Source organism: Amycolatopsis sp. NPDC051045, from assembly GCF_040682955.1.
GTDB lineage: Bacteria > Actinomycetota > Actinomycetes > Mycobacteriales > Pseudonocardiaceae > Amycolatopsis.
Genome location: NZ_JBFBCC010000009.1, coordinates 248,925 through 270,629, shown reverse-complemented (window position 1 = coordinate 270,629; position 21,705 = coordinate 248,925). Strand labels below are relative to the sequence as shown.

The 21,705-nt window shown below is 71.8% G+C and carries 19 protein-coding genes; 8 read left to right on the top strand and 11 right to left on the bottom strand.

Annotated features, from left to right (window positions below; genetic code table 11):
* Positions 1-8: 8 nt before the first annotated feature.
* From AB0M80_RS23085 to pgl, 4 genes are read left to right on the top strand one after another with little or no spacing between them, the layout of a single operon-like run.
* Complete coding sequence (locus tag AB0M80_RS23085; protein WP_364568263.1) at positions 9-1,631, top strand: glucose-6-phosphate isomerase; 1,623 nt, start codon at positions 9-11, stop codon at positions 1,629-1,631.
* Positions 1,628-3,151 carry a glucose-6-phosphate dehydrogenase gene (gene zwf / locus AB0M80_RS23080; protein ID WP_364568260.1) on the top strand — a complete coding sequence of 508 codons (1,524 nt, stop codon included), beginning with the start codon at positions 1,628-1,630 and terminating at the stop codon, positions 3,149-3,151. Before AB0M80_RS23085 ends, zwf begins: the two co-directional genes overlap by 4 nt.
* Positions 3,148-4,161, top strand: a complete 1,014-nt coding sequence (gene opcA / locus AB0M80_RS23075) for a glucose-6-phosphate dehydrogenase assembly protein OpcA (RefSeq protein ID WP_364568257.1) — start codon at positions 3,148-3,150, stop codon at positions 4,159-4,161. The genes zwf and opcA overlap by 4 nt, the downstream gene beginning before the upstream one ends.
* The gene (gene pgl, locus AB0M80_RS23070; RefSeq protein ID WP_364568254.1) at positions 4,158-4,937 is read left to right on the top strand and encodes a 6-phosphogluconolactonase; all 780 of its coding nucleotides are present in this window, start codon (positions 4,158-4,160) and stop codon (positions 4,935-4,937) included. The genes opcA and pgl overlap by 4 nt, the downstream gene beginning before the upstream one ends.
* Positions 4,938-5,018: 81 nt before the next feature.
* Here the strand turns inward: pgl and AB0M80_RS23065 are convergent, their stop codons facing one another.
* Positions 5,019-5,582 carry a helix-turn-helix domain-containing protein gene (locus AB0M80_RS23065; RefSeq protein WP_364568251.1) on the bottom strand — a complete coding sequence of 188 codons (564 nt, stop codon included), beginning with the start codon at positions 5,580-5,582 and terminating at the stop codon, positions 5,019-5,021.
* 70 nt (positions 5,583-5,652) lie between these two features.
* Here AB0M80_RS23065 and AB0M80_RS23060 point away from each other — a divergent pair, with 70 nt between their 5' ends.
* Positions 5,653-6,759, top strand: coding sequence for an NAD(P)/FAD-dependent oxidoreductase (locus AB0M80_RS23060; RefSeq protein ID WP_364568248.1), 1,107 nt, complete (start codon positions 5,653-5,655; stop codon positions 6,757-6,759).
* Positions 6,760-7,049: 290 nt separating this feature from the next.
* A complete protein-coding gene (locus tag AB0M80_RS23055) occupies positions 7,050-8,249 on the top strand; it encodes a histidine kinase (RefSeq protein WP_364568245.1) in 1,200 nt (399 codons plus the stop codon).
* Between the two features lie 359 nt (positions 8,250-8,608).
* Here the strand turns inward: AB0M80_RS23055 and AB0M80_RS23050 are convergent, their stop codons facing one another.
* From AB0M80_RS23050 to AB0M80_RS23025, 6 genes are all read right to left on the bottom strand, one after another.
* The gene (locus AB0M80_RS23050) at positions 8,609-8,953 is read right to left on the bottom strand and encodes an RNA polymerase-binding protein RbpA (RefSeq protein ID WP_364568242.1); all 345 of its coding nucleotides are present in this window, start codon (positions 8,951-8,953) and stop codon (positions 8,609-8,611) included.
* Between the two features lie 108 nt (positions 8,954-9,061).
* A complete protein-coding gene (gene secG / locus AB0M80_RS23045) occupies positions 9,062-9,292 on the bottom strand; it encodes a preprotein translocase subunit SecG (RefSeq protein WP_003071471.1) in 231 nt (76 codons plus the stop codon).
* Positions 9,293-9,419: 127 nt separating this feature from the next.
* A complete protein-coding gene (tpiA, locus tag AB0M80_RS23040; RefSeq protein WP_364568239.1) occupies positions 9,420-10,205 on the bottom strand; it encodes a triose-phosphate isomerase in 786 nt (261 codons plus the stop codon).
* Positions 10,205-11,428, bottom strand: coding sequence for a phosphoglycerate kinase (locus AB0M80_RS23035; protein ID WP_364568236.1), 1,224 nt, complete (start codon positions 11,426-11,428; stop codon positions 10,205-10,207). The genes tpiA and AB0M80_RS23035 overlap by 1 nt, the downstream gene beginning before the upstream one ends.
* Before the next feature lie 5 nt (positions 11,429-11,433).
* On the bottom strand, positions 11,434-12,438 hold the full coding sequence (gene gap, locus AB0M80_RS23030) for a type I glyceraldehyde-3-phosphate dehydrogenase (protein WP_364568233.1): 1,005 nt from the start codon (positions 12,436-12,438) through the stop codon (positions 11,434-11,436).
* Positions 12,439-12,806: 368 nt separating this feature from the next.
* Positions 12,807-13,988, bottom strand: a complete 1,182-nt coding sequence (locus tag AB0M80_RS23025) for a winged helix DNA-binding domain-containing protein (protein ID WP_364568230.1) — start codon at positions 13,986-13,988, stop codon at positions 12,807-12,809.
* A 72-nt stretch (positions 13,989-14,060) separates the two neighbouring features.
* Here AB0M80_RS23025 and AB0M80_RS23020 point away from each other — a divergent pair, with 72 nt between their 5' ends.
* On the top strand, positions 14,061-14,708 hold the full coding sequence (locus AB0M80_RS23020) for a LysE family translocator (protein WP_364568228.1): 648 nt from the start codon (positions 14,061-14,063) through the stop codon (positions 14,706-14,708).
* On the opposite strand, the gene AB0M80_RS23015 is transcribed toward AB0M80_RS23020, so the two are convergent.
* Positions 14,689-15,069, bottom strand: a complete 381-nt coding sequence (locus AB0M80_RS23015; RefSeq protein WP_364568225.1) for a helix-turn-helix transcriptional regulator — start codon at positions 15,067-15,069, stop codon at positions 14,689-14,691. The two genes, AB0M80_RS23020 and AB0M80_RS23015, sit on opposite strands and share 20 nt — an antisense overlap.
* Positions 15,070-15,104: 35 nt before the next feature.
* Here AB0M80_RS23015 and AB0M80_RS23010 point away from each other — a divergent pair, with 35 nt between their 5' ends.
* The gene (locus AB0M80_RS23010) at positions 15,105-15,587 is read left to right on the top strand and encodes a nuclear transport factor 2 family protein (RefSeq protein ID WP_364568222.1); all 483 of its coding nucleotides are present in this window, start codon (positions 15,105-15,107) and stop codon (positions 15,585-15,587) included.
* Here AB0M80_RS23010 and AB0M80_RS23005 read toward each other — a convergent pair.
* Genes AB0M80_RS23005 through AB0M80_RS22995 form a run of 3 tightly spaced genes read right to left on the bottom strand, consistent with a single transcriptional unit; the run spans position 15,584 to position 21,705 of the window.
* Positions 15,584-16,375 carry a TIGR03620 family F420-dependent LLM class oxidoreductase gene (locus AB0M80_RS23005; RefSeq protein WP_364568219.1) on the bottom strand — a complete coding sequence of 264 codons (792 nt, stop codon included), beginning with the start codon at positions 16,373-16,375 and terminating at the stop codon, positions 15,584-15,586. The genes AB0M80_RS23010 and AB0M80_RS23005 overlap by 4 nt on opposite strands.
* A gap of 38 nt (positions 16,376-16,413) precedes the next feature.
* Positions 16,414-20,892, bottom strand: coding sequence for a hypothetical protein (locus AB0M80_RS23000; protein WP_364568217.1), 4,479 nt, complete (start codon positions 20,890-20,892; stop codon positions 16,414-16,416).
* 12 nt (positions 20,893-20,904) lie between these two features.
* Positions 20,905-21,705 (bottom strand): hypothetical protein, encoded by an 801-nt coding sequence (locus AB0M80_RS22995; protein WP_364568215.1) that lies wholly within the window; start codon positions 21,703-21,705, stop codon positions 20,905-20,907.

Genomic DNA, 21,705 nt, shown 5'->3' with positions numbered 1-21,705 from the left:
AGCACGACATGACGACAGGGGAAAAAACCGGCGTCGAGATCGTGGACGCCGAACTGGCGGAGCGTGCTGCGCCCCTGGTCGAACGGCTGGTCACCGACCAGGCCGCTTCGAAGCTGGCGGCGCAGGACGCGACCCTCTGGGGACCGGAGGCCGAATCCGAGGCGTCGATCCGGCTGTCGTGGACGACGCTGCACAAGTCGTCGCGGCCGCTGATCGGCGAGATCGAGGCCCTGCGGACCGAACTGCAGTCCGAGGGCGTCGACCGGGTCGTGCTGGCCGGTATGGGTGGCTCGTCGCTGGCGCCGGAGGTGATCACCGCCACCGAAGGCGTCGCGCTGACCGTGCTCGACACCACCGACGCCGGCCAGGTCGCCGACGCGCTGGCCGGTGACCTCGACCGCACGGTGATCGTGGTGTCGTCGAAGTCGGGCGGCACCGTCGAGACCGACAGCCACCGGCGGATCTTCGCGAAGGCCTTCGCCGACGCCGGGATCGACGCGGCGCGGCGGATCGTGGTCGTCACCGACCCGGGCTCGCCGTTCCAGGAACTGTCCGAAAAGGAGGGTTACCGCAAGACCTTCCTGGCCGACCCGCACGTCGGCGGCCGCTACTCGGCGCTGACCGCGTTCGGGCTCGTCCCGGCCGGGCTCGCCGGCGCGGACGTCGCGCGGCTGCTCGACCAGGCGGCTTCGGTGGCCGAAGAGCTCGGCGCGGACTCGGCGGACAACCCGGCGGTCAAGCTGGCCGCCGCGTGGGCCGCCGCGCACGAGGCCGGGGCCGAGAAGGTCGTGCTCGCCGACACCGGCTCCGGGATCAAGGGCTTCCCCGACTGGGCGGAGCAGCTGATCGCCGAGTCCACCGGCAAGCAGGGCACCGGCCTGCTGCCGGTCGCGGTCGAGAGCCCGGAAGCACCCGGCTTCGCCGACGCCGGCCCGGACGCCACGCCGGTCGCGGTCGGCAGCCCGCGGGGAGCGGCGAAGATCGCCGTCACCGGCTCACTCGGCGCGCAGCTGCTGCTCTGGGAGTTCGCCACCGCGCTGGCCGGCCGGCTGATCGGGATCGACCCGTTCGACCAGCCCGACGTCGAAGCCGCGAAGAAGGCGGCGCGCGCGCTGCTGGACGACCCGGAGAAGCTGAAGGGCGGCGAGTCGCCGTCCAATGTGGACGGCGCGGTCGAGATCTTCGGCAGCGACGGGGTGTCCACCGACGGCAGCCTGACCGACGTGCTCCGCGCGTTCTTCGCTTCGGCGCCGGACGCGGGCTACATCGCGGTGCAGGCCTACCTCGACCGGCTCGACGACGCGTCCACGGCGCTGCTGCGCGGCGAAATCGCCAAGCGCACGCAGCTGCAGACGACGTTCGGCTGGGGCCCGCGGTTCCTGCACTCCACCGGCCAGTACCACAAGGGCGGGCACCAGAACGGCGTCTTCCTCCAGCTGACCGGCGCGGTGGAGCAGGACCTCGAGGTGCCCGAGCGGCCCTACACGCTGGGGCAGCTGCAGCACGCCCAGGCCCTGGGCGACGGCCAGGTGCTCGCCGAGCACGGCCGCCCGGTGCTGCGCCTGCACCTGACCGACCGGGCCGCGGGGCTCGCGGCGGTCGTCCGCGCGGTACAGGAGGTCGGCGCATGACCTGGAGCAACCCGCTGCGCGACGAGCGGGACAAGCGGCTCCCGCGGATCGCCGGGCCGTCCAGCCTGGTGATCTTCGGCGTCACCGGCGACCTGGCCCGCAAGAAGCTGATGCCCGCCATCTACGACCTGGCCAACCGCGGGCTGCTGCCCGCGGGCTTCTCGCTCGTCGGGTTCGCCCGCCGCGACTGGGAGCACCAGGACTTCGGCGAGCTCGTGCACGACTCGGTCAAGGAGCACGCGCGGACGCCGTTCAAGGAGTCGGTGTGGAACCGGCTCGCCGAAGGCATCCGGTTCGTGCAGGGGACCTTCGACGACGACGACGCCTTCGACCGGCTCGCGCAGACGGTCCGCGACCTCGACGCCGAACGCGGCACCGGCGGCAACACCGCGTTCTACCTGTCGATCCCGCCCGGTGCGTTCCCGGTGGTGACCAAGCAGCTGGCCCGCTCCGGGCTCGCGAACGCCGACGAGAACACCTGGCGGCGGGTGGTCATCGAGAAGCCCTTCGGGCACGACCTGAAGAGCGCCGAAGAGCTCAACGCGATCGTCAACGACGTCTTCCCCGAGGAGTCGGTGTTCCGCATCGACCACTACCTCGGCAAGGAGACGGTGCAGAACATCCTGGCGCTGCGCTTCGCGAACCAGCTGTTCGAGCCGATCTGGAACGCCAACTACGTCGACCACGTGCAGATCACCATGGCCGAGGACATCGGCCTCGGCGGTCGCGCGGGGTACTACGACGGCATCGGCGCCGCCCGGGACGTCATCCAGAACCACCTGCTGCAGCTGCTGGCCTTCACCGCGATGGAGGAGCCGCTGTCGTTCGACCCGCGGGCCCTGCGCGCGGAGAAGATCAAGGTCCTCTCGGGCACCAAGCCCCTGGGGCCGCTGAGCGAGACCACCGCGCGCGGCCAGTACGCGGGCGGCTGGCAGGGCGGCACCAAGGTGCCGGGCCTGCTGCAGGAAGAGGGGTTCGCGAAGGACTCGAAGACCGAGACCTACGCCGCGGTGACCCTGGAGGTGCAGAGCCGCCGCTGGGCCGGGGTGCCGTTCTACCTGCGCACCGGCAAGCGGCTCGGCCGCCGCGTCACCGAGATCGCCGTCGTGTTCAAGCGGGCGCCGCACCTGCCGTTCGACTCGACGTCCACCGAGGAGCTGGGGCAGAACGCCCTGGTCATCCGGGTGCAGCCGGACGAGGGCATCACCCTGCGGTTCGGCTCGAAGGTGCCGGGGACCACGATGGAGGTCCGCGACGTCACGATGGACTTCGGGTACGGCCACGCGTTCACCGAGTCCTCGCCCGAAGCCTACGAACGGCTGATCCTCGACGTCCTGCTCGGCGAGCCGTCGCTGTTCCCGGTGAACGAGGAGGTCGAGCTCTCCTGGAAGATCCTCGACCCGATCCTGGCGCACTGGGCCAAGGAAGGCGCGCCGGAGCAGTACGCGCCGGGCACGTGGGGCCCGCCGTCCGCCGACGAAATGCTGGAGCGCACCGGCCGGAAATGGAGGCGCCCGTGATCATCGACCTGCCGTCCACCACGACTTCGGCACTCAACAAGAAGCTGGTGGAGATCCGCGAACAGGGCGGCCAAGTCGCGCTCGGACGGGTCCTGACGCTGGTGATCGTGGCCGACGACGACGCCCGCCTCGAAGAGGCCATCGAAGCGGCCAACGGCGCGAGCCGCGAGCACCCGTCGCGGGTGATCGTGGTGGCCAAGGGCGCGCGCACCGCGGCCCCGCGGATCGACGGCCAGATCCGGGTCGGCGGCGACGCCGGCGCGAGCGAGGTCATCGTGCTGCGGCTGTACGGCGCGCTGGCCGCGCAGGGCCAGAGCGCGGTGGTGCCGCTGCTGCTGCCGGACGCGCCCATCGTCTGCTGGTGGCCCGGCGCCGGCCCGAAGGACCCGGACAAGGACCCGCTCGGCGAGCTGGCCCAGCGCCGGATCACCGACTCGGCCGCGGAGAAGAACCCGGTCAAGGCGCTGACCACGCGGGCGAAGGCGTACACCGAGGGCGACACCGACCTGGCCTGGACGCGGCTGACGCACTGGCGGGCCCAGCTCGTCTCGGCGCTGGACCTGCCGCCGTACGAGAAGATCACCGCCGCGACGGTGACCGGCGAGGCCGACTCGCCGTCGACCGAGCTGCTCGCCGCCTGGCTGGCCGAGTACCTGAAGGTGCCGGTCAAGCGGGTCAAGAGCTCCGGGGCGGCCGGGATCATCTCGGTGACCCTCGACCGCCGCTCGGGCCCGGTGGAGCTGCACCGGCCGGACGGGCGCGTCGGCACGCTGACCCAGCCGGGCCAGCCGACCCGCCGGATCGCCCTGCAGCGGCGCAGCACGCAGGACTGCCTGATCGAGGAGCTGCGCCGGCTCGACCCGGACGAGGTCTACGAAGCGGCCCTGCGTGGCCTGGGCAAGATCACGTCGGGCACGAACGGCAAGACGGGCGCTCCCCCCAAGGCGGACGTCACCTCGCCGGCCGCGGCGGCGGCGGCTTCGGCGGCGCCGGGCAAGGCCGGGAAATGAGCAAGACGGAAGTCGTCGTGTACGCGAACCAGGACCTCCTGGCGGCCGCCGCGGCCGCCAGGCTGGTCACGCGGCTGGTGGACGTCCAGGCGGCCAAGGGCTCGGCATCGTTGGTGCTGACCGGCGGCGGCACCGGCATCGCGGTGCTGTCGGAGTTGCGGGCGTCCTCGGCCCGGGACGCGATCGACTGGTCCCGGCTGGACATCTACTGGGGCGACGAGCGGTTCGTCCCGGCGGATTCGGACGAGCGGAACGAGAAGCAGGCCCGCGAGGCCCTGCTGGACCACGTCCCGCTGGACCCGAAGCGCATCCACGCCATGGCCCCGTCGGACGGCGAGTTCGGCTCCGATGTGGACGCGGCGGCTGCGGCTTACGCTGAGGTGCTGGCGTCCCACGCGGGGCCGGAGGACCACGGCGACGTGCCGTCGTTCGACATCATGCTGCTGGGTCTCGGGGGTGAGGGGCACACGGCATCGGTGTTCCCGGAGTCCCCGGCGGTGTACGAGACGGAGCGTTCGGTGGTGGCGGTGCGGAACTGCCCGAAGCCGCCGCCGACCCGGGTTTCGTTGACGCTGCCGGCGATCCGGCGGGCGCGTGACGTGTGGCTGATGACGGCGGGCGAGGCGAAGGCCGACGCGGTGGCGTTGGCGTTGGCGGGGGCCGGCGAGGGCCAGCTTCCGGTGGCCGGGGCTCGTGGGCATCGGCGGACGCTGTGGCTCCTCGACCGTGCTGCGGCGGGGAAGCTGACGAAGGTGTACCAGCCGCCTACGGCTTGAGCGTTTTGGTGTGAAGGCCTCCTGCTCCGGCAGGGGGCCTTCACTCGTTTGTGCGTGTTCACCCCCGGACAGAGCAGGGGGTCACTCGGTCCGCCAGCCCCGCTCCAAGCGGGCGAAGATCTCCTCCGCTGCCCGACGCGGGTGCTGGTCGGCCAGGATCAGTTCGCGGGACGCCAGCGCGAACCGCGCCAACGCCGCGCACGCCACGTCACCCTCCGGGGCGCCGGTCTCCTCGGCGATCGCCCGGGTCAGCGCCGTCTCGTGACGCATCCACATCCGCCGGGCGTAGTCGCGCAACACCGGTTCGCTCTCGATGAGCCGGATGAACTCGTCGCTCGGGCCGCCGTGGGAGACGATCCGCAGGAGGTGCTCGCGCAGCGCGTCCACGACCGTGTATCCCGGCGGCCGCCCGTGCACCGCGCCGACCAGGGCCGCCTCGACGTCTTCGTCCTGGTCGAACACCAGCGCTTCCTTGCTGGGGAAGTACTTGAACAACGTCGTCACCGAGACGTCGGCGGCGTCCGCGACCTCCTTCACCCCGACCTGGTCGTAGCCGCGTTCGAGGAACAGCTCGAGCGCGGCGTCGGCGAGGGCCTTGCGGGTCTGCGCCTTCTTGCGCTCGCGGCGTCCGATCACTTCGGTCATGGGCCAAAGTCTAACTCACTACGAAAGTTAAGTCGTTGCACGTTTTGAGTCACTATGCTTTCGTAGTGACATGACCTTCACTGGTATCGCCATCGCCGGCGCCGGCCTGGGCGGACTCGCCTGCGCCCGCGTCCTGCAGCTCCACGGCCTCGACGTCACCGTCTTCGAGCAGGAGCCCGCCGCCGACGCGCGGCCGCAGGGCGGCACGCTCGACATGCACGGCGACACCGGCCAGGTCGCCCTCCGCACCGCGGGTCTGTACGAACAGTTCCAGGCCTCCGCCCGCCCGGAGGGCCAGCAGATGCGCGCGCTCGACCCGCACACCGCCGAAGTCGTCCTCGACGAGATCCCCGCCGAAGGCGACGACTTCCGGCCCGAAATCGACCGCGGCCAGCTCCGCGGGATCCTGCTGGACTCCCTCTCCCCCGGCACCGTCCGGTGGGGACGACCGGTCGCCGAGGTCACCGCGACCGGCGACGGCGCGCGCCTGACGTTCGCCGATGGCGCGTCCCAGGACTTCGACCTGGTCGTCGGCGCGGACGGCGCGTGGTCCCGCGTCCGGCGCGCCCTGACCGGCGTCCGGCCGGAGTACAGCGGCGTCACGTTCGTCGAGTTCGGCCTCGACGACGCCGATCGCCGCCATCCGGCCCTGGCCGCGTTGACCGGCCAGGGGATGCTGATGACGAAGGTCGACGGGAAGGCGCTCATCGCGCAGCGCAACAGCAACGGCCACATCCGCTGCTACGCGACCTTTTACGCGCCCGAGGACTGGGCCGTCGGTCTCGACTTCGCCGACACCGGCGCGGTGCGGACCCACCTGCTCGGGCGCTACGCCGGCTGGCACCCCGGCCTGCTCGCGTACCTGCGCGAGAACGACGGCGAGTTCGCGCACCGGCCGCTCCACGTCCTGCCCGTGCCGCACGCCTGGACGTCCACGCCCCGGCTCACGCTGCTCGGCGACGCCGCCCACCTGATGCCGCCGCTCGGGGTCGGCGCGAACCTCGCCATGCTGGACGGCACCGAGCTGGCAACCGCGCTGGCCACGGCGCCGAGCGTCGGGGAAGCAGTCCGGGCGTACGAGGCGGGCATGCTGCCGCGGTCGATCGAGGCCGCGAAGGCGTGCGCCTCCGGTCTGCACGACCTGCTGAGTGACGACCTCAAGTCGATGGCGGCCTGAGAACTACCGTCGGGGGGCCACACGTGGGTAACATGATTCCCACGATGTGGTCGTCTTGGCGCACACTGGGAAACAGCACACCCACCCTGGGTAGCATCCCTCGCCGACTCTCCCCCGGACGGCCCAGTCGATTGCGGAATTCGGACGCCGGAGCGTCGACTGCGCGTGAAACTAACTGTCTTCGCCCGCGACCTCGTTAGCATCCGCACATTTGTCGGCCGCTACGCGTCCCGATCGGGCCCTGAGCGCCTCTCACCTACAAGTCCACAAGACGAATGGGGTCGCCAGCGATGAGTACAGAGGGACTCTCGATTCCAGGCATCTCGATCGCCGGCTCGGGGCCGTCGGCCGCCGAGCGGGTGCGCAAGCGCGGTCTGAGCCTGTTCGGCTCGGTGCCCCGCCCCGCTGTGGTCACGTTCGCCATCGAGGCGGCCGCGGTCATCCTGGCCGTGCTCGACGTCTGGCTGGTCATTCCGGAGAAGGCCCAGCCGTACTCGATCTACCTGTCCGGCGCGGCCTGCCTCGCGGTGGTGTTCCGCCGGAAGTTCCCGTTCCTCGCCGTGCTCGTCGCGGTCCCCGGCTTCCTGGCCGGCTGGGCCCAGCTCGCGTCCATGATCACGCTCGGCATGCTCGCCACCCGCCGCCAGCTGCACTGGCAGACGTGGGTCGGCGCCGCGCTGGTGTGGATGTGCCGGTTCGTGCAGTGGCCGCTGGAGGATTTTGCCGAGCTCAGCTGGCGCGAGCACATCCTCGACGGCATCTACGGCGTGCTGGTCGCCGGCATGCCGATCGCGATCGGCCTGCTCGTCGGTGCGCGCACCGAGGTTTCGAACAAGCTCGCCGAGCTGGCCACGAGCCGCGACCGCGAGCGCCGCTTCCACGCCGACGCCGTCCGCGCCGAGGAACGCGCCCGGCTGGCCCGCGAGATGCACGACGTCGTCTCGCACCAGATCACGCTGATCGCCATGCAGGCCGGCGCGCTGCAGGCCCAGACCACCGACGACCGGGCGCTGGAGACCGCGCAGGTCATCCGCATGTTGTCCAAGCGGACCCTGGAGGAGCTGCGTTCGCTGGTCAGCGTCCTGCGAGCCGGGTCGGACGACGACGGCCCGCGGCCCGGCATCAACGAGCTCGACCGGCTGATCCGCACGTCCGACGTCCCGGTGCACCTGACCGTGGAGCACCTGCCGGAGGCCCTGCCGAACCAGGTGTCCGCGGCGGCCTACCGGACAGTGCAGGAGTGCCTGACCAACGTCCACAAACACGCCCCGGGCGCGACGGCGACCATCCGCATCCAGGGTGAGCACGGCGCGCTCAAGATCGAGGTCCGCAACGAGCGGGCGAGCCGGCCGGCGGAGGGGTTGCCATCGGGAGGCCACGGCCTGACGGGCCTCGCCGAGCGGGCCCGCCTCCTGGGCGGCAGTTTCGAGACATCGGGAACGGACGACGGCGGCTTCCGGGTGCGCGCCCGCTACCCGCTGGATCGCTGACCTCCGGCCCCCGGTATCCAGCGTACCGGCGGGCACCGACGATTCCGGAGCACCGTAAGCCGCGAGCGGCGGATTCAGGTCCATTTCGGGCCGGGGGCCGCCGTTCGCGGCTTTTCCGTCCCGCAAACTGTCGGTGCCCACCGGTAGCGTGGAAATCGGGGGCCGCTCACCACGACGGGGCCGCTCACCACAGCAGGGCCGCTCACCACGACGGGGCCGCTCACCACAGCAGGGCCGCTCACCACGACGGGGCTGCTCACCACGACGGCGGCCACGCGTGCTCCCCGTCCGAGCGCGCGGAAAGCCACCTCGAGGGCTCCGCTTCCCTCGGGGTGGCTCTTCGACTGAAAGAAACCCTCTTAGATGATTTCCCGGCGCTTGCGCAGGCGGGCGAGGGCCTCCGCCAGGATGGCCTCGCCGTCGGCGTCGCTGCGCCGCTCCTTCACGTAGGCCAGGTGCGTCTTGTACGGCTCCGTCCGCGGCGCGGCCGGCGGGTTCTTCTCGTCCTGCCCGCCGGGGAGCCCGCAGCGGGGGCAGTCCCACTCGTCGGGGATCTCCGCGTCGAGCGCGAACGACGGCCGGGCCTCGTGCCCGTTGGCACACCAGTAGGAGATGCGGCGGCGCGGTGCCGACTCACCTCGTTCCGATTCGCCCGTCGGACCGGCACCTACCCGGGTGCCTCGAATCGCGTTACCGCCTACCATGAATCCTCACACCTAGGAATCGGCGGCGCGCCCCCCAATAGGCACGCCGAATCGCTGCGCACCGCCGTCTTGACCCGGTCGCGGCCCGACGACGAAACGCCGGACGCCTCACACCTTGAGCAGCAGACCCAGGCCCACGATGCTGATCAGCCAGACCGCGCCCAGCAGCAGGGTGATCCGGTCGAGGTTCTTCTCGGCCACGCTCGACCCCGCCAGGCTCGACTGCATCCCGCCGCCGAACAGCGACGACAGGCCACCGCCCCGGCCACGGTGCAGCAGCACAGCGACCACCAGCAGGACGCTGGAGACGATCAACAGGATTTGCAGGAACAGCTTCATGTCATCCCTTGGGCTCTAGGTGAATGCAGGGGTACGGCATGGTCGTTTCCGACCACCACCGTACCCCTGGACTCGTCCACTGCTGTGTGACGGACCGGATACACAGGCTACCCGGTCGTGGCCTCGATCAGGGCAGCGGCCCGCCAGCGGCGAGTGCGCAGAGTTTCGTGAACTCTTCACCGTCGAGGCTCGCTCCACCGACCAGGGCACCGTCGATGTTGTCGCAGCCCACCAGCTCGCTGATGTTGCCCGACTTCACCGATCCCCCGTAGAGCACCCGGACGGACGAGGCGACCTCGTCGCCGTACTTCTCCTGGAGGGTGGCGCGGATGGCCTTGCAGACCTCTTCGGCGTCCGACGACGACGCGACCTTGCCGGTGCCGATCGCCCAGACCGGCTCGTACGCGACGACCACGTCCTTGACCTGCTCGGCCTTGAGGCCCTTCAGGCCCTCGATCAGCTGCGTCGTGGTGTGGTGGATGTGCTCGCCGGCCTCGCGGACCTCGAGCTTCTCCCCGATGCAGAGGATCGGCGTGATGCCGTGCTTGAGCGCGGCCTTGACCTTCTTGTTGACCAGCTCGTCGGTCTCGGCGTGGTACTCGCGGCGCTCCGAGTGCCCGACGGTGACGAAGCTGCAGCCCAGCTTCGCCAGCATCACGCCCGACACGTCCCCGGTGTAGGCGCCGGAGTCGTACGGCGAGAGGTCCTGCGCGCCGTAGGTGAGCGACAGCTTGTCGCCGTCGACCAGGGTCTGCACGCTGCGGATGTCGGTGAACGGCGGCAGCACCGCCACGTCGACCTTCGCGTAGTACTTCTCCGGCAGCGCGAAGGCGATCTTCTGCACCAGCGCGATCGCCTCGAGGTGGTTCTGGTTCATCTTCCAGTTGCCGGCGATGAACGGCTTGCGTGCCACTAGTTCTTCTCCTCCAGGGCGACCACGCCCGGCAGTTCCTTGCCTTCGAGGTACTCGAGCGAGGCCCCGCCACCGGTGGAGATGTGCGAAAAACCGTCCTCGGGCAGGCCCAGCTGCCGCACCGCGGCCGCCGAGTCACCGCCGCCGACCACCGTGAACGCGTCGCTGGCGACGAGCGCCTCCGCGACGGCGCGGGTGCCGCCGGAGAAGGCCTCGAACTCGAACACGCCCATCGGGCCGTTCCAGAACACGGTCTTGGCGTCGGCCAGCTTGCCGGCGAACAGCTCGCGCGTCTTCGGGCCGATGTCCAGGCCCTCGCGGTCGGCCGGGATGGCAGTGGCCTCGACGACCTCGTGCTCGGCGTCGGCCGCGAACCCGGTCGCGGCGAGGACGTCGACCGGCAGCACCAGTTCGACGCCACGCTTCTCGGCCTCGGCGAGGAAGCCCTTCACCTGGTCGAGCTGGTCGGCCTGCAGCAGCGAGTTGCCGACCTCGTGGCCCTGGGCCTTGAGGAAGGTGTACGCCATGCCGCCGCCGATCAGCAGCCGGTCGACCTTGGTGAGCAGGTTCGCGATGACGCCGAGCTTGTCGGACACCTTCGCGCCGCCGAGCACGACCACGTAGGGCCGCTGCACGTCGTCGGTGAGCTTCTTCAGCACGTCCAGCTCGGCCAGCACCAGGCCGCCCGCGTACGCCGGGAGCACCGAAGCGACCTCGTAGACCGAGGCCTGCTTGCGGTGGACGACGCCGAAGCCGTCGGAGACGAACGCGCCACCGGGAACGAGGGCGCCCAGCTCGGCGGCCAGCTCGGAGCGGTCCACGGCGTCCTTGCTGGTCTCGCGCGCGTCGAAGCGCACGTTCTCCAGCAGGACGACGCTGCCGTCGGCCAGGCCGCCGGTCAGCGCCTTCGCGGACTCGCCCACCAGGTCACCGGCCAGCGCGACCTCGGCGCCGAGCAGCTCGGAGAGCCGCTTCGCGACCGGGGCGAGGGTGTACTTCGGGTCCGGCTCGCCCTTGGGGCGGCCGAGGTGCGCCGTGACGACGACCTTGGCGCCCGCGTCGCCGAGCTTCTTGATCGTCGGCAGGGCCGCGCGGACCCGGCCGTCGTCGGTGATGCGGTCCCCGTCGAGCGGGACGTTCAGGTCGGAACGCACGAGTACGTACCGGCCCTGGACACCAGCACTGTCCTCGCCCAGCAGGTCGTCGAGGTTCTTGACGCTCATCGGGTTCAGGACAGCTTCGAACCGACGAGCTTGACCAGGTCGGCGAGGCGGTTGGAGTAGCCCCACTCGTTGTCGTACCAGCCGACGACCTTGACCTGGTTGCCGATGACCTTGGTCAGCGGCGCGTCGTAGATGCAGGACGCCGGGTCGGTGACGATGTCCGAGGACACGATCGGGTCTTCGTTGTAGCGCAGGTAGCCCGACAGCGGCCCCTCGGCGGCGGCCTTGTACGCGGCATTGACCTCTTCGAGGGTCGCGGCCTTGGTCAGGGTGACCGTGAGGTCGGTGGCCGAGCCGGTCGGCACCGGGACGCGCAGCGCGTAACCGTCCAGCTTGCCCTGCAGCTCCGGCAGCACCAGGCCGATGGCCTTGGCGGCACCGGTCGAGGTCGGCACGATGTTCAGCGCGGCGGCGCGCGAGCGACGCAGGTCCTTGTGCGGGGCGTCCTGCAGGTTCTGGTCCTGCGTGTACGCGTGGATCGTGGTCATCAGGCCCTGCTCGATGCCGAACGAGTCCTGCAGGACCTTGGCCAGCGGGCCGAGGCAGTTGGTGGTGCAGGAGGCGTTCGAGATGATGTTCTGCGAGCCGTCGTACTTGTCGTCGTTGACGCCGAGCACCACGGTCAGGTCCTCGCCCTTGGCGGGCGCGGAGATGATGACCTTCTTGGCGCCGCCGGCGATGTGCGCCTTGGCGGCGTCGGCGTTGGTGAAGAAGCCGGTCGACTCGACGACGACGTCCACGCCCAGGTCGCCCCAGGGCAGGTTGGCCGGGTCGCGCTCGGCGAGGGCCTTGATGGTCTTGCCGTCGACGACGATGCCCTCGTCGCTGACGCTGACCTCACCCGGGAACCGGCCCAGGATGGAGTCGTACTTCAGCAGGTGGGCCATGGTCGCGACGTCGCCGAGGTCGTTGAAGGCGACGACCTCGATGTCGTGGCCGCTGGCCTGCACGGCGCGGAAGAAGTTGCGGCCGATGCGGCCGAAGCCGTTGACACCTACGCGAACGGTCACTGCTGCCACTCCTCTGAGGATCGGCCGGGACCCCCGGCCGTGACTTGCGGGCTCGCGGCCACCCTAGCGTGCGGGCGTGCGCGTCCCTGACTGCCCTGACGAGACTTCCACCACTTGGCGAACGGGTCAAGAATCGATTAAGAAGCCTAGGGGAATCCGGGTGGCCGGTGCGCGCCTTCGTCCACCGGACGACGAGGGACCAGGGAGCCTTCCCGCCGGAGATCCGAGCTGCTGAGGTCGGGTCCGGCCGGGCGCACCGCCGGCACAGGACCGCCGATGAAGCAACCTCCTGTATCGATCAAGTCGACGACTCACCGGAGACCGCCGGTGGCCGCCGAGAGCCCGGTGGCGGATCCGGACGAGCCCGCTCATCCCGACAGCTCCCGCTCCAGCGGCGTCCGGAACCGCGGCACCGCCCGGACCTCGCCGAACCACCCGGCGCACCGCTCCGCCTCCCGCTCGACCGCCGCCTTCACCTCCGTGCCCACGTCCTCCAGGAGGCGGTACGCGATCTCGCCCGAAGGCCGCTGGGCCCAGCCGCCCACCACGCGGCCGTCCGACCAGATCGTCGGGCCGATGTTGCCGCTGCGGTCGAACAACGCCGCGCGGTGGGGGCCGAGGAACCAGTCGCGGTCCTGCCAGCCCATCGGAGTCGGGTCCAGGGCCGGGAGGAACGCCACCCACGGCGGCGGGACCGGCACCGGCTCGAGGTCGTCGGCCAGGGCCACCCCCGGCTCGCCGTCCAGGTCGACCTCGGCCGGGCGCAAGACCGCCAGTGCCTTCTTCGTCTGGCCGGCCGTCCAGCCCGTCCACCACCGGAGGTCGGTCGCCGGGGCGGGACCGTACGCGTGCAGCCACCTGCGCGCCAGCTCCGCCCGGGCCTCGTCCGCGTCCCACGGAGGCAGCCCGCCCGGCACCCACTCGTCCAGGGGGTGCCAGACGTACTGGCTGCTGAGCCAGCTGCCGCGGGGACGCCCGCGCGCGAGCCGGCCGCCCGCCGCCAGCAGGAACAGCACGCGGCTCGTCACGTTGCCGATCGCCTCGTACGGCTTGCCCGCCGCCATCAGCAGCTGCTGGCGCAAGCGGGGCTCGTCCTCGCTCAGCTGCTGCGCCGTCGCCGAGCCGCGGGCCCGCAGCGCCGCCTCGACCGACGCCTCGACGTCGGCCAGCCACTTCCCCGGCTCCGGCACGTTCTCCGGATGACCCTGCCGGCCGAGGTGCTGTTCGAGCAGTTTCCGCTGCTTGACGACGATGTCCGCGGCGCAGCCGGCCTGCACGAGCGCCGCGGTGTCCAGGCCGGTGACGAACACCGTGCGGCGCATGCCGAGCAGCCTCAGCAGGGTGCGGTCTTCGTAGAGCGCCCGCTCGACGTGGGCGACCGCCGGCGACGCGAGCCGGGCGGACGCGGACAGGTGGACGGTCGCCGGGTCGGTGGCGTGCAGCGCGACGACCCCGGCGACGGCGTCCGCCACCGAGGCCGCGGGCGCGGCGAGGTGGTGGCGGACGGCGAGGCGGGCCCGGCGCTGCTCGATGCTGATCTTCGGAGGCACCCGTTGTTCCTACCAGCCGGCACCGACAAAAACGCCTGGTCGTCCGGTGCGGGCAGGCGATAGCCTCGCGAAATGGTCTCCGGTGCGCACTTGGCGGCTTTCGCCGCGCTGACGTTCCTCATGGTCGTGGTCCCCGGGCCGAGCGTGCTGTTCACGATCAGCCGCGCGCTCACGGTCGGGCGGCGCGACGCGCTGCTCACCGTCGTGGGCAACTCGGTGGGGGTGTACACGCAGGTCGTCGCGGTCGCGTTCGGCCTCGGCGCACTGGTGACGACGTCCGCGGCGGTGTTCACCGCGATCAAGGTCGCCGGCGCGGTCTACCTGGTGTACCTCGGGGTCCAGGCCGTGCGCCACCGCCGGAAGCTGACCGACGCGATGGCCGCGAAGGTGCACGCCACGCCGGGCCGCGTGCTGACCGTGCTGCGCGACGGCTTCGTCGTCGGCTTCGCGAACCCGAAGTCGATCGTGTTCCTGGCGGCGCTGCTGCCCCAGTTCGTCGACGCTGACATTCCGCAGTCCGTGCCCGCCCAGATGTTGGTCCTCGGCCTGTGCCTGCCCGCGATCGCGCTGGCCACCGACAGCGCGTGGGCACTGGTCGCCGGCACCGCGCGCGCGTGGTTCGCCCGCTCGCCGCGACGGCTGGAACTGATCGGCGGCACCGGTGGCCTGGTGATGATCGGCCTGGGCACCACCGTGGCGTTCACCGGCCGGGGTGACTGAGCAAGGAGGGTTCGCGCAGCACCAGGTCGAGCAGGCCCGGGAAGGCGGCGTCGAATTCGGGGCGCCGCAAGCGGTTCAGCCGCCGCGAGCCTTCGTCGCGCTGCTCGATCAGGCCCGCCGCGCGCAGCACGGCGAAGTGGTGGCTGCGGGTCGCCTTCGCCACCGGCAGGTCGAACGTGCCGCACGCCTTCGTCCACTCCGGCACGGCGGCCAGTTCGCGCAGGATGCTGCGGCGCACCGGGTCGGCGACCGCGGACAGGGCGTCCTGCAGCGAAACCTGCGTCGGGAACGCGTGCGTGAGCCCACGCGCCCGTGCCGTGTTCGACGTCCGCGTAGTGTTCGATGATTGTCGTACACTCATGAGGTCGACCTCCATCGAACACTCTAGGAGCAACCGTGCCGCGACACCTCGACGCCACCTTCGGCCCGGACGCGCGCAACCGGCTCGACGAAGCCGGCCGGCCCGGCCGCGAGGGTGCGCTGGCCGCGCTGGAATCCTTCTACTACGCCTTCAACCAGCGCGATCTCGACGCCTTTCGCCGGGTCTGGACGCGCGATCCCCTGGCCCAGCTGAACAACCCGCTCGGCGGCATCCTCCGCGGCGGCGAAGCGATCACCGAGCTGTACGACCGCGTCTTCCACGGTCCCGCCCGCGTCACCGTCACCTTGGGCGACATCGTCGAGTACTCGGGCGAAGGCCACGCGGTGTTCGCCGGCCGCGAGACCGGCGAGTACCGCGTGACCGAAACCGTGGCCCTGACCATCCGGACGACCCGGTTCTTCGCCTACGAAGCGGGCCATTGGGTGCAGGTCCACCACCACGGCAGCATCGACGACGCCGATGAGCTCGCCGCCTACCAGAAGGCGATCCGCGGTTAGGCCAGCGCCCCGGCCAGCTCCGGCCACCACTCCCGCGGCAGGCCGTCGAGCCGGACGACCACCTGGTCGGCGCCTGCGGCCCGGTACTCCCGCAACTGCGCGACGACGCCGTCGAAGTCACCCCACACGGTGAGGCCGTCGACCAGCCGGTCGGACAGGTCCGCGATGTCCGCGTCGGTGAAGCCCATGCGCCGGAAGTTCGCCGCGTAGCCGGGCAGCCCGGCCAGGAACTTCAGCGAGCCACCCCGGACGGTCTCGCGCACCGCGGCCTGATCGGTCTCCGCGACCACGTTGAGCAGCACGGCCAGCTGCGGGCCCGCACCCAGGATCTCCCGCGCCGACGCGACGTAGTCCGTCGTCACCAGGTACGGGTACGCGCCCGAGGCGCGGTCGCGCGCCAGGCCGAGCATCCGCGGCCCGAGCGCCGAGAGGATCCGCGCGGACGGCGGGACGGCCTCCTCGATCTCGTCGAGGTAGTCGTTCAGCGCCGCCAGCGGGCGCGGGCCGTGCGCTCCGCCGAGGCCGACGACGAACCGTCCGGCCGGCAGATCCGCATAGGCCGAAGCGACGGAGGCCGACGGCACCCGGTCGACCGACAGGATCCCGCTCGCCACCTGGATCCGCGAAGTCCCGCGGACGACCTCGGCGATCCGCGGCAGGTTGTTCCCTTGGCCGCCGGCCAGCCACAGCGTGGCGTAGCCCAGCTCCTCCAGCTCGGCCGCGGTCGCCACGGCGGCGTCGGTGTCCAGTGCGGTGTGGGTGGCCCCCAGCGGCCCCAGGTTCGTCATGCGCGGGGGAACCCCGGACCGACCGGTGTTGTTCCGTCTCAGGCCGTTTGTTCGTCCTCAGCGGAATCAGCGGAATCAGCGGAGTCCGCGGGGCCTTCCGCGGCCCGCGTGAACATCCGCGTCGCCGAAAGCCGCGCGACGCCGTCCGGCTCGCCGAGGTCGTCCAGTGAGTTCCGGACCGTCGCGTCGACCGACAGGTACTTCCGGCCCGCCCGCAGGTCGGCGTCGTTGCGCAGCCGCACGATCAGCGGGAACTCCGCCAGCGCGCCCGCGTCGAACAGGCCCGTCGTGTAGATGAGCTGGACGCCCAGCGCCTCGGCCACCGCCCGCTGCAGCTCCAGCAGGTAGCCCGCCGACGCGCGGCCGATCGGGTTGTCGAGGAACAGCACGCCCGAGTGCCGGTTGCGGACCTTGCCGCGGTTGTTGGCCCGCAGCGCGGCCAGCGTGCAGTACAGGATGATCGCCGCGGTCAGCTGCTGGCCGCCGGAGAAGACGTCGCGGATCTCCGAGACGCGCTGGCGTTCGGTCCGCAGCACCGAGTCCGGCTTGAGCATGTCGACGCGGAACCCCTTGGGCGCGGCCGCCCGCACCCCGCGCAGCACCAGCGAAAGCCCGTCGCGCTTGACGTCGCGGCCGTCCGCGGTCTTGCCGACGGCGGCTTCGTCGACGACCTCGCCGAGCTTCTCGGTGAGCGCGTTGTCCTCCAGCTCGGTGAAACGGATGCGGAGGAACTCCTGCCCGGACCAGTCGCCGAGGCCGTCCGGCAGCCGGGAGACGCGCTGCGCCGACCGCAGCATCCGCAGCGCGCCGTCGACCATGCCCTGCAGCCGCGTGATGATGCCGCCGCGGTGCCGGTCGATCTGGGCGAGGTCGTCGGTGAGCGAGCGCAGGCGCGGCCGCAGCGCCTCCGCCCACTCGGCGGCGTGCGCGGGCAGCTGGTCGCGCTTGACCGAAATGACCTGCTGCCGCACCGGCGTGCTCAGCTTCTCGAACCGCTTCTCCGTCGCGTACTGCGCCAGCTGGTCCGCGGCCGCGCGCACCCGCCGGTCGCCCGCGTCGGCGGCTTCCTGGGCTTCGGCGAAGGTGGTGTTCAGCCGCGCGTGCTGGGCGCGGGCGGTGTCGACGTCGCCGTCGTAGGCGGCCGCGTCGGTGTCGGTCACCAGGTGGGCCATCGACTCGGCGAGCAACGCGAAGCCCGAGGCCGACGTGCGGGCCGACTCCAGCGTCGCTTCCGCCGCCGCGCGGCGTTCCTGCAGTTCTTCCCACTTCCGCGCGGCCGCCGACGCCTCCAGCCCGGCCGCGTCGATCAGCTCCAGGCCGTGCTCGATGTCGCGCGGCTTCTCCCCCGTGACGCCGTTCTGCAGCGGCAACGCGTCCAGCTCGGCGCGCCGCGTCGAGACGAGCCCGATCGCTTCGGTGCGCTCGTCCTCGAGGCCGTCGACGACGCGGCGGGCGCGTGCCAGCGCGGCCGCGCGGGCGGAAGCGTCGGAGCCGTCGGGCGTCTCCAGGAGCTCGGCCGCGCGAGCGCGGACGGCTTCGTCGAGGGACTCGACGGCCGAGCCGGCCGCCGCTTCGGCGGATTCGGCCTGCTCCAGCTCGCTCCGCAGGTCGCTGCCGACCTCGACCTTCGCGTAGGACTCCGACGCCGACAGGTAGGTCCGGCGCAGCGCGTCGACCGGTTCGCTGGGCGGCGGCCCGGCGGAAGCGTCGGCCGCTCCGGGCACCTCGGCCAATTCGGCGCGCGCGGTGGTCGCGGTCCGGCGGTGACCGTCGGCGGTGCGCTGCTCCTCCCCCGCCTGCTCGCGCAGCCGGGCGGCCTTGCCCGCCGCGTCGGCGGCCTGCAGGTCGGCGCGCTCGGCGATCTCGGTGGCACGCTCGACGTCTTCGGTCCACTCCGCGATCCGGGCGCTGCGGACCCCCAGCTCGCCGAGCCGCCGGGCCTTCTCCTCCGCCTCGGCGGCGGCCGCGCGCAGCTCCGGGACGCGCTCCCGCAGCGACGCGGCCTTTTCGCTCAACCGCGCGAATTCGGCGTCGGCCTGGTCCAACGCGGTCCGTGCCGTCTCCCGCGCGGTCCGGGCCGCCTGGGCCTGCTCGGCCAGCGTCGCGATCGCGCCCGGCGGGTAGTCCTCGCGCCAGGTCGTGAGCTTCCACGTCAGGGCGCCGTCCGCGGACAGCTTGGCGGACAACGCTTCGAGCCGCCGCTGCCGCTCGGTGTGCCGCCGGGCGACGGCTTCCCGCTCGGCGTCGGCGGCCTCTTCGTCGTACATCGCGGGGTTCGGCGGCACGAGGAACTCGACGCCGGGCGCGGCGGGCGCCTCGGCCAGCAGAGCTCCGGTGGTGCCGACGGCGATGGTCGCGGACGGCAGCAGCCGCCGCTTCGTGAGCACATCGCGAGCGCGGTCGACGTGCGCGGCGTCGTTGAGCAGGACCCCGGAGACCAGCTGAGGCAGGCTTTCCAGCACCTCGGCGCGTCGCGAAGCGTCCAGTTTGGACAGGTAACGCCAGCCGGACCACGCGGTGATCCCGGCTTCTTCCAGCGCGTCCAGGGCCGCCTGGACGTCCTCCGGCGGCGGCAGCAACCCGCCGGACCCCAACGCGGCCAAGGCCCGCTCGTCGGCGGACTCCTCCATCCGCAGCGCGGTCTGCTCCTTTTCCACGGCCGCGCTCGCTTCGCGCAGCCGGTCCAGCAGCACCGGGAGGTCGCTTTCCAGGCTGACGTCGTCGGCGCCGAGCAGCTCGACGAGCCGGCTCTCGGCGGCGAGCGCGTCGGTCCGGCGGTGCGCGCGGTCGAGGTCCTCGGTGGCGCGTTCCAGGCGGTCCTGGGTGGTGCCCGCGAGCTGGTGGGCCTCGTTCACGGCCCGTTGTGCCGCTTGGAGATCCGCCGCGACGCGGTCGAGTTCCTGTTCGCGGCGGGTCAGTTCCGAACCAGCCTGCTCCGCTGCGGCGAGAGCGGCCCGCGAAGCTTCGGCGACGTCGGCGCCCGAAGGCAGCAACCCCGCGCGTACGGCGGCCTGGACCTCTTCGCGCAGCTCGGTGATCCGCGCGGTCAGCCCGCGCGCTTCGGCACGCCGGGCGGCCGCGAGATTGGCGGCTTCGTCGCGTTCGGTCTGCGCCTTCTCCGCTTCGGCGCGCAACGCACCGGCGTGCGCCTCGGCCTTGTCGGCCTGCCGCTGGGCGTCCTGCGCCAGCGCGTGCAGCCCGCGAGCGAGCGCCGAAGCGGCGTCGTTGCGCGCCTGAAGCGCCGGACGTGCCTTCTCTTCGCGGCTGCCGACGAGGTCCCGCAGGTCCTTCGCCTTGCGGGCCGCGTTGAGCTGGTTGAGCACGGTCGCGGTCTCGCGCCAGGCCTCCGCCTCGGTTTTCGCCGAAGCCAGCTCGGCGTCGACGCGCTTGCGGACCTCCTGGGCCTCCTCCAGCCGCAGCACCGCGACCAGACGGCGCAGTTCGGTGACGGCCGCGGCGAGCCGGCGGTGGTCGCCCTCGGCGAGCTTCTCCGCGGATTTCACCTCGGCGACGTGGTCCTCGAGCCCGGACAGCCGCGCGTTCTCCAGCTCGTTCCGGGCGACGACGCGGCCGGCGAGCTCGGCCATGTCGGCCTTGGCCGACGCCGCGATCTTCCGGGACTGTGCAGCGACCCCTTCTTCGGCGGCCAGCGGCCCCAGCAGCTCCAGGGCGCCCGCCACGAAGTCGCGTTCCGCCAGCAGGTCGCCGCGCTGGGCCAGGTTGTGGGCGTAGGTCGCGACGACCTCGGCGAGGTCCTTCGGCTCGTCCTCGGAAATGACCGCGCGCAGCAGGAAATCGACGAACGCGTCGTCGGTGCCGAAGGCGAACGCGTCCGCCGCCTCGCCTTCGCCGGCGTTCATCGCGCGCTGGTAGCGGAACAGCTCGGTGTCGAGGCCGAGGCCGTCGAGCCGGCCGGTCCACTCGTGGTGGCGGCGGGTCCAGGACAGCTCCAGCTCGGGCTCGGCCAGCTGGGCCGCGGTGAGCTTGTCGTGGAAGCCGGACATGGTGAGCAGCCGGCCGTCCTGGGTCATCGGCAGTGAATCCAGGCCCAGCGCGGACGTCGGGCGGAAGCAGTACCAGGAGTCGACCAGGTTCTCGGAGTCGGCGGACACGACGTGGCCGCGCCATTCGGAGACCTTGCCGGTGATGATCCGGTGGCCGCTTTCGACGTGCAGCCACTCCAGCACGACGTGCGAGACGTCCTTGGCGGCGACGAACTTCTCGAGCACCTTGGTGCTGGTGGTGCCCACGACCTGGCGGCGGCCGGGCAGCATCACCGAGAAGATCAGCTTGATGAGCACCGACTTCCCGCCGCCGTTCTCGAGGAACAGCACGCTCGCCGGCGACGGGCGGCGCAGCTCGGCCGGCCCGGTCGCGTGGATGCCGGCGCTGAACAGCGCGTCCTGCTTCGGCGCGGTGATCTTGGCGCCGACGCCGCTGAAGTCGAGCACGACGTCCTGGTAGCGGGCACCCGCCGGGCCCACCGAGTGCAGGCGGACCCGCGAAAGCTCGTACATCGGTTCCCCTCGTTAAAGCATGTCCGAAGCGGCCGCGCGCAGCGTGCCCCCGGCGGTCGCGACGGCCACGACGTCGAGCGCGAGCAAGTCGTCGAAAGCGGCGTCGGCGGCGAGTTCGCGGACCTGGATCTGGTAGCGCGGCGTGGTGCGGTAGGTGCCGCCCTGCTCGTCGCTCACCGGGACCAGGAAACCCTGGTCGGCGAGGAACCGCAGGGCGCGGCTGACCATGCCGCGGGTGGTGTCGGCGGCGAGCCTGCCGTCCTTGGTGGCGGCCGCGGCGGGACGACGGGCGTAGGCGCGCCAGGCCTGTTCCAGCTCGGGCGCGTCGGCCAGGGGGTCGTTGTTGGCCTCGGCCTGGGCGGCGCGTTCGTCGAGCATCCGCGCGGCTTCGCGGACCATCGCGTCGACCTGCTCGACGCTGACGCGGCCGATGTAGGTGTCGTTGGCGAGGTCGTCGGGACGCGGATAGCCGAGGGCGGCGGTGGCCAGGTGGATCAGGCCGTGCAGCACCTTCTCGGTCTCGCGGCGCTCGCGGATCTTGGCCTGCCGGGCGTAGGAGTCCATCTTGATCTCGAAGACCGACTCATCGGTGGCCGCGAGCACGGCGCCGGCCTGCTGGTTGACCTCCAGGACCATGAGCCCGAGCCCGGCGGCGACGGCGTGGGTGAGCGCCTTGAACGCGTTGTCCTCGCCGTAGCGGCGCACGAGGTCGCCGTAGACGACGTCGCGGGCGGGCAGCTGCTTCGGCCGCATGCCGAAGGCGACCAGCCGGGCCGCGGCTTCGGCGTCCACGCTGCTGTGGGACAGCGCCAT

Excerpts from the sequence above, each read along its gene's own strand:
- AB0M80_RS23085 (WP_364568263.1), top strand. The coding sequence starts at position 9 with ATGACGACAGGGGAAAAAACCGGCGTCGAGATCGTGGACGCCGAACTG.
- zwf (WP_364568260.1), top strand. The coding sequence starts at position 1,628 with ATGACCTGGAGCAACCCGCTGCGCGACGAGCGGGACAAGCGGCTCCCG.
- pgl (WP_364568254.1), top strand. The coding sequence starts at position 4,158 with ATGAGCAAGACGGAAGTCGTCGTGTACGCGAACCAGGACCTCCTGGCG.
- AB0M80_RS23065 (WP_364568251.1), bottom strand. The coding sequence starts at position 5,582 with ATGACCGAAGTGATCGGACGCCGCGAGCGCAAGAAGGCGCAGACCCGC.
- AB0M80_RS23060 (WP_364568248.1), top strand. The coding sequence starts at position 5,653 with ATGACCTTCACTGGTATCGCCATCGCCGGCGCCGGCCTGGGCGGACTC.
- AB0M80_RS23055 (WP_364568245.1), top strand. The coding sequence starts at position 7,050 with ATGAGTACAGAGGGACTCTCGATTCCAGGCATCTCGATCGCCGGCTCG.
- AB0M80_RS23050 (WP_364568242.1), bottom strand. The coding sequence starts at position 8,953 with ATGGTAGGCGGTAACGCGATTCGAGGCACCCGGGTAGGTGCCGGTCCG.
- secG (WP_003071471.1), bottom strand. The coding sequence starts at position 9,292 with ATGAAGCTGTTCCTGCAAATCCTGTTGATCGTCTCCAGCGTCCTGCTG.
- AB0M80_RS23035 (WP_364568236.1), bottom strand. The coding sequence starts at position 11,428 with ATGAGCGTCAAGAACCTCGACGACCTGCTGGGCGAGGACAGTGCTGGT.
- AB0M80_RS23020 (WP_364568228.1), top strand. The coding sequence starts at position 14,061 with ATGGTCTCCGGTGCGCACTTGGCGGCTTTCGCCGCGCTGACGTTCCTC.
- AB0M80_RS23015 (WP_364568225.1), bottom strand. The coding sequence starts at position 15,069 with ATGAGTGTACGACAATCATCGAACACTACGCGGACGTCGAACACGGCA.
- AB0M80_RS23005 (WP_364568219.1), bottom strand. The coding sequence starts at position 16,375 with ATGACGAACCTGGGGCCGCTGGGGGCCACCCACACCGCACTGGACACC.
- AB0M80_RS23000 (WP_364568217.1), bottom strand. The coding sequence starts at position 20,892 with ATGTACGAGCTTTCGCGGGTCCGCCTGCACTCGGTGGGCCCGGCGGGT.
- AB0M80_RS22995 (WP_364568215.1), bottom strand. The coding sequence starts at position 21,705 with ATGGCGCTGTCCCACAGCAGCGTGGACGCCGAAGCCGCGGCCCGGCTG.